We start from the raw sequence: 7,055 nt of genomic DNA on the forward strand, positions 1-7,055 counted from the left end.
TCTCTTTTTTTAACTTTTTAGAGAAAACACATTCCTTATTTCTTCAACACTTTTCTTGTTGAAGGATGAAATCTCCATTGAATTCCATTAGGTGCAAAATCTACTTCGTTCCACTTTGAGTTACCTTTTGTCTTTAATTCAGGTAATGCTTTTTGTATGGTTCTAATAAATTCTGTATATTTTTCAGCATCTTCGCGTGATTCAAATGCACGATTAACTGCCAATATTGAACGTACTGCATAAGTTTCTACATTGTAGTGTAACCAAGGATATACATCTGCAGGAATTGTTGCTTTCACATGAAACTTTGACAATCGTTTATCCAAAATAGGAACTAATCGTATTGATTTATAATAATCAGAAGGTAGATTTTTAAGCTTGTCAACAGGAGAATATCCAACAAAGAAAAATGCATCAATATCGCCTTTTAATAATGCATCAAAAGCATCATCAAATGAAATTTCAATATCTTCCCAGTCAATTGCAGTTACACTTTTTATCAATCCTGCTGTTACACTTGTTCCTTGTTGTGAAGGAATTCCGATGCCAACTTTTTTACCAGCAAGGTCTCTTATTGAATTTATTTTACTCTCTGTTTTTGTAATTAAATGAATTTCTTCACTTGCAAGTGGTAATAACATTCTCACATCATCGGTATTATGTTCTCTTGCTTTATAATCATGCATTCTTGCAGATAATAAAACATCATACTGCAAAAATACGATGTCGGCATCTTTATTATTTATCAAAATGTTATAATTATCAATACTTCCTTTTGATGTTTGAATTTTAATATTTGCTTTTGCAATTTCTTTCATTTCTTTTGCAAAATTATTATAAGAACCTGACTCAATACCTGATATCAATATCAAAGGTTCTTTGTTAGTTTTTTTAGAATAAGGATCTTTTTGTGAAAAAGAAATTGTTGAAAATCCAATAACAATTGCAAATGTTAAAATTATTGATAAAATTTTATTTTTCATTTTTATTTATTTTTAATGCATTTAAAAACATATTCATATACCTATTACCAAATTCAAAACTAATACAAATTCATCAAATAAAAAATTATTTTTCTGTTAAATCAATTTCTTTTTCAATTTTTCAATTTTTTGACAGTAAGTTATGAGTCAACTCTAAAAAGTTTTAAAAATAATTTTCAGCTCCTTTCTACCCCAAACCCTAAAAGGAGAAATAGCTGAAAATCAGGACTCCCTTTAGGGAATGGGGCAATTCCTGATTTTCAAAACCTGCACTCATTCCTTTTTAGAGTGGACTCAGTTATTATTTTATTCCTTTCAACCTAAAACCGCCATAAACAATCATAGCTTTGATTTTTGGGATTTTTCGTCTATGCAATGTTCGTTCATCCACATCAACATAACATCCCACATATTCGTATGCTTTTGATTTTGCATTCCTGCTTCCATGCCCAATCCTAAAATTTGAAATCAACTCATCAGCAAACTCCATGTAGCTATAGGAAGGAATTGAAATTTTTTCTTTGGATACTTCTCCTCTCGAATGCCTTTCTCCGTAATATAGTTTTAAATCAGTGCTTTTATCTTTTCTATCATAGTAAAATTTCTTCCCTTTTTTATAATCAATAGCATCTATACATGCAATATTAAAGGTAATTAATTTGCCTTTAAAATCGAATAAGTTTCCAATCCCAGGAAAATCTTTAGAAATTCTTTGCCAATTATTACGGTTATCTTCTATTCTTTTTTTTGATTTTATCAAAACATAATTGAATGCAATATTCTCTAATTCAAACGAGTACTTATACATCTCTCTTTTCTTTCGCGTTCTGAATTTATTAAGAGTAAAAAATATTGTTGCATTTAACAATTCATGATCAATATTAGCAACATCCATAGTCTCTTCAGAAATACCTGATGCAAAAAAACTTTCAGAATTATATTCTTTTAAATACTTATTTTCAGCTTTATAAGTTGTATCTATTTTTGAAATAAAATGCTTTGACTGGGCAAAAGATATTATTGTTGCCAATACTAAAATTAATACAATACTAATTACTTTAATTATTTTCATTTTATTTTAAAATATTTTTTAATTCATCAAGTGAAATATCTTTATTGTCAATAATATTTAGCCTTAACGCTTTAATATCACTTTTTTGATTCATCATCCTTTTAAAATCACTTTCTTTTAAATATGCAATTTTACCATTTTTCAAAAAAACAACTAACACATTGTTTGATTTTTTATCAAATTTTATTTTATTTCTGTTTTCAAAAGAATTTACACTTGCCTTTGTAGTATTTATCACAAATAACTTTTCGGCTTGTAATGAGTTATTGTTTTCATCATATAATTTCACATAATATTCAAAAGTCTTTTCAGTTTTCAATGGATTACCAAACTTCCATAAACCTAATTTATCAATCTTTATTTCAACAATATTTTCACTTTTATTACTTTCAATTTTGTTTGTAGTCAAATAATCTCTGTAACTGTTCATTTTAGTCTGATAAACATTCATCACAGCCCTATAACTACTATCAACATAGTTCCAATGCTCAATCCGTTTGTTTAACAATTGCTTATAATTTTCATAAAATTTTTTATTATGCTTTTGAATTGATTCATGTCTTTCATTTACAAATTCAGCAAAAACAGGAATTATAATTGTATCATTTTTATACAAAAATTTCAATTTGTAATTATCTTCTGAAGGATTTGTTTCAAGGATAATATCTTCAATTTTATATTTCTCATATTTTATTGTATTTCTTACAATAGATTTAAAATATCTAAAATCTTTATTAGCATTTTTTCCATCATAATTCCATTTAATTCGGCTCAAATATTTCATTTCAGGGTAGCTTTTTACATAATCGTAAAAATGCCTGTTTGAGAAATTACCAAAAGAACCATCAACTTTAAAAATAAAATTTCTACTTGTAAATGGTGTTAGAAAATCGAAAAATATATCCTCTTTCACAATCTCCGGTGGTAAATAAATTGGCTTTTCCAAAGTAATTTGCTCATTATTAAATTGTTTGTTTTCACTTATTGAATTTTTTATTATTCCAGACTTTTTATCAATTTCCCATTCAAAGTTTTCCTTGTTCAAATGATAAATATTTTTTGTTTTTCCCAATTCACTTTTAAAGCCTATAATTATTTTTTTTCCTAATTTCAATTTAGCATCTGAGCTTTCATCTTGAATTTTAAAATCATATACTTTTGCTGAAAATTTTTTATTTTTATAATTATTATCTAAACAAATAAAATCAAAAGGAGAAACATACTCGCTAAGCAATAAAATGATGTTATCATTTTTAATATGAGAAAAAGAATTCTTAGGAATAAATATTTTTGTTCCGTTTTTTGAAACTATGTTTGTATCCTTCTTAGTGTTTATTGTAAACTTTTGACTTTTGACTTTTAAATTTTCATGTTTATTTGAAAAAGATGTGTTAGTTAATTCCTCTTTATCATTCACAAAAGTACAGTTTGGCATTTTTTTCTTTAAATCTGAAATTGTAATTTCTTGTATTGGATTATCTTTTATAATAATTTTTTTAATCTTAGTTTTTGTAACTGCAAATGGCAAAGACGTAAGGTTATTAGCCATAAGATTCAACACAGATATCTGCTTAAGTTCCTCAATATTCGTTGGTAAAAAGCCAAGATTACAATAACTCAAATCCAATGTGTCCAAACTCTCAATTTTGTAAATACTTCTAATAAGTTCTTCGGTATTTATTAGTGGAGTAAAATTGATACTCAATGATTTAAGATTAAACAATCTATAAATATCACTTGAAATAAATTCTAATTTACTAGCTGTTATAATAATTTTTTCAAGATTTTTTATTCTACCTAAACCCTGTGGTAATTTTGAAATATTATTGTCTGCTATTTCTAAAGTTTTTAATTTATAAAGTGAAGAAAATTTAGTAAACAAAGTTCCGTAATCAATGTTTCTACAGTTTTTAAGCACCAGCGTTTCAAGGCTGTCAAGTCGATTCAACCTTCTTGTACAATCATTAAAATCGGAATAACTAAGGTCAAGAAATTTTATAGTTTGCAAGAGAGTCAATTCATCAGGAATTTTTTTCATTCCTCTTATTTTTACAATCTTCAAGGATTTAATTGAAGATAATATCTCAAAAACATTTTTATAATTCAAATTTGTATTAAAAGAAAGATCAATCGTTTTTAAACTTTCCAAATATATTAATTCATCCGGAAGAAAAATGAGATTATTGTTTGCCACAAGCAATTTCTCCAAATGACGTAGCTCCCTAATTTCTTTAGGCAAATGATTAAGTTTGTTTGAACTGATGTTCAATATCTTTAATGATTTTAACAATTCAATTTGATAAGGAATATATAAGAGCTGACACGAACTTATATCAAGCTTTTCAAGACTTTTGACCTTTGATAAAATTCTAAATAACTCTATGGATAAAATTCCTGTATTATAACTGACATTCAGATATTTTAACTTTTTTAAACTTGAAAGACTGTCGGGTAGCTTAATAAAATTATTATGAGAAATATTTAAAACTTCAAGATTTTTAAATTTTTCAATACCTATTGGCAGTAATCTTAGGTTTTTATAACTAAGGTCTAATTTATAAACGCTATCAGGTAATTTTAAGGCATCTTCAAAATTATAAAAAGTATTTGACTTTTGTGCAGAAAGAATATTACTGCAAAACAAAAATATCAGACTAATTAAAAGAAGTCTTTTCATAAAATACTTTATTATCTTCTACAAACGAACTGTTTAATTTTTTATTCTACGATTGTGGCATATTTCAATTTCTGCCATACATCAAAAACTATACGAAAGTAATTAGTTCAATAATTTCAAAGAAAATAAGTATTCCACAATTTCAATTTTAGAACATTTAAATAAAAAAAACTGCTATCAAATAACAAAACTGAATAATAAAAATTATGTGCAATATGTAAGTGTTTCTTAGAAAGTCTGGTAGCTTGAATATTGTTTTTGTTTTTGTCTTCGTCTTCGCCTTTCGTCTTCGCCTTAACCTTCGCCTTAACCTTTCCCTTCGCCTTAGCCTTAACCTTAGCCTTCGCTCGCCTTCGGCAAACGTTAGCGGAGAGTGAGGGATTCGAACCCCCGTTCCAAATTACTTTAGAAAATGGTTTTCGAGACCACCGCATTCAACCACTCTGCCAACTCTCCTAAAAATAAATCATAATCAAGGGCTTAAGTTAAGGACTTATTATGAAATAAGCTAATCTTAAAACTTATACATATTATCGTCTATAATTTTATCAGCAATTCGTTTTCTGGCTTCCTTAACATTTACAGGAGCAAGCTTTGTAAAAATCTCTAATGCTTTGGTAAGCTTTTCATTATCTTCATTACCTTCCATAGAGTTGATAGCATCAGCACCTGCTTTTCTAATTATTGAGGCAGAGTCATAAACAAATACATCTAAAATATCTTTGTAAATAGAAATCTCTTTTTCACCTTTCATCTTTTCAAGTTTTTCAACTCTCAGCATAGTTGATTCTGATGCATAAAGTGGAATCATCATATCAGATAGATTTTGCATTATCTGCTGTTCAGAAGATAATTTTCGTTTGAAAAACTTATACGAAGCTGTAATAAGCATCAATGTTGCCTTTTTAAAGTTTTTAATAAAGAAAAGTTTTTCTTCAAAATAACCTTCAGTTGCTTTTTCTTCAGAAACATTGTCAATATTTTGAATTATTTCATCTGCTTTTTCTAGTAAATCGAATTTTCCTTTTTGAGAATCCTTGATAGCAGTATCAATAATAATCATACGATTTATTTCGTTTGTACCTTCAAAAATCCTATTGATACGAGAATCCCTATAAGCTTTTTCGACATGCATCTCTGAAGAGAATCCCATTCCACCGCATATCTGCATAGATTCATCAACAACATAATCAAGAGCTTCAGAACCTAAAACTTTTGTAAGTGCACATTCTACTGCAAATTGTGCCGATGCTTCTACTATTGCTATTCCTTTTTCCTCTCCCTTAGCAACAATTTCATCAATTTTATTTTCAATATCTTTACTTGCCCTATAAACAGCAGATTCAGTTGTAAATACTTTAATAACCTGTTCGGCTAATTTATATTTTATAGCTCCAAAATTAGAAATTAACTGCCCGAATTGTTTCCTTTCATTAGAATAAATAACGGCATGCTCAATGTTGCTTTTCATAAAGCCCACTACATTTACACCCAATTTTAATCTTCCAATATGTAAAATGTTTAGGGCAATTCTAAAACCACTACCTCTTTTTCCAAGAAGGTTTTCAACAGGAACTTTTACATCATTAAAAAATATTTGACGAGTAGAAGATCCTTTGATCCCCATTTTCTTTTCTTCAGGATTCATTGTTATTCCTTCCAAATCACTGTCAACTATAAATGCACTAAGTATTCTGTCATTATCAATTTTGGCAAAAACCGTAAGTACATCAGCAAATCCTCCGTTGGTAATCCACATCTTTTGCCCATTCAAAATATAATATTTTCCATCCTCAGACAACACAGCTTTTGTACGTCCTGAATTAGCATCTGAGCCTGCTCCCGGCTCTGTAAGGCAATATGCAGCAAGCTTTTCTCCTGTTGCTAATGGTGGTACGTATTTTTGTCTTTGTTCTTCATTTCCATAGTATAAAATCGGCAAAGTTCCAATTCCTGTGTGTGCCATAAAAGCAACAGAAAATGAAAATCCAGAGCCTATTGCTTCATTGGTAAGCATTGATGTTACAAATGATTGATCAAATCCTTCATATTCTTCAGGAACTGAGATACCTAACAATCCTAACTCACCTGATTTTTTAAGAAGACTTTTCATTAAGCCCTCCTCCTGAGCATCTATTTTATCAAAATTGGGATAAATTTCTGCTTCCAAAAAATCTTTAACAGTTTGAACAATCATCTTTTGTTCTTCATTTGCATCTTCAGGAATAAAAATATCATTAGCTTGAGCATCTTTAACCAAAAATTCTCCACCTGTTGTAATTTTTGTTTCTTCCATTTTGTTTTCAATTATATTAAAGTAAAT

At 28.2% G+C, this 7,055-nt stretch carries 4 protein-coding genes and 1 tRNA gene; all 5 read right to left on the minus strand.

Features of this window, described 5'->3' with window-relative positions:
- Positions 1-35: 35 nt before the first annotated feature.
- Positions 36-983 (minus strand): TAXI family TRAP transporter solute-binding subunit, encoded by a 948-nt coding sequence (locus tag U9R42_14840; protein ID MEA3497302.1) that lies wholly within the window; start codon positions 981-983, stop codon positions 36-38.
- Between the two features lie 301 nt (positions 984-1,284).
- Positions 1,285-2,055: a hypothetical protein gene (locus U9R42_14845; GenBank protein MEA3497303.1), complete on the minus strand. Its 771-nt coding sequence runs from the start codon at positions 2,053-2,055 to the stop codon at positions 1,285-1,287.
- A 1-nt stretch (position 2,056) separates the two neighbouring features.
- On the minus strand, positions 2,057-4,732 hold the full coding sequence (locus U9R42_14850; GenBank protein MEA3497304.1) for a hypothetical protein: 2,676 nt from the start codon (positions 4,730-4,732) through the stop codon (positions 2,057-2,059).
- A 367-nt stretch (positions 4,733-5,099) separates the two neighbouring features.
- Positions 5,100-5,188 (minus strand) — tRNA-Ser (locus U9R42_14855).
- A gap of 58 nt (positions 5,189-5,246) precedes the next feature.
- Entirely contained in the window at positions 5,247-7,028 is a 1,782-nt protein-coding gene (locus U9R42_14860) for an acyl-CoA dehydrogenase family protein (protein MEA3497305.1), read from the minus strand.
- Positions 7,029-7,055: the final 27 nt, after the last annotated feature.

Source organism: Bacteroidota bacterium (genome assembly GCA_034723125.1).
GTDB lineage: Bacteria > Bacteroidota > Bacteroidia > CAILMK01 > JAAYUY01 > JAYEOP01.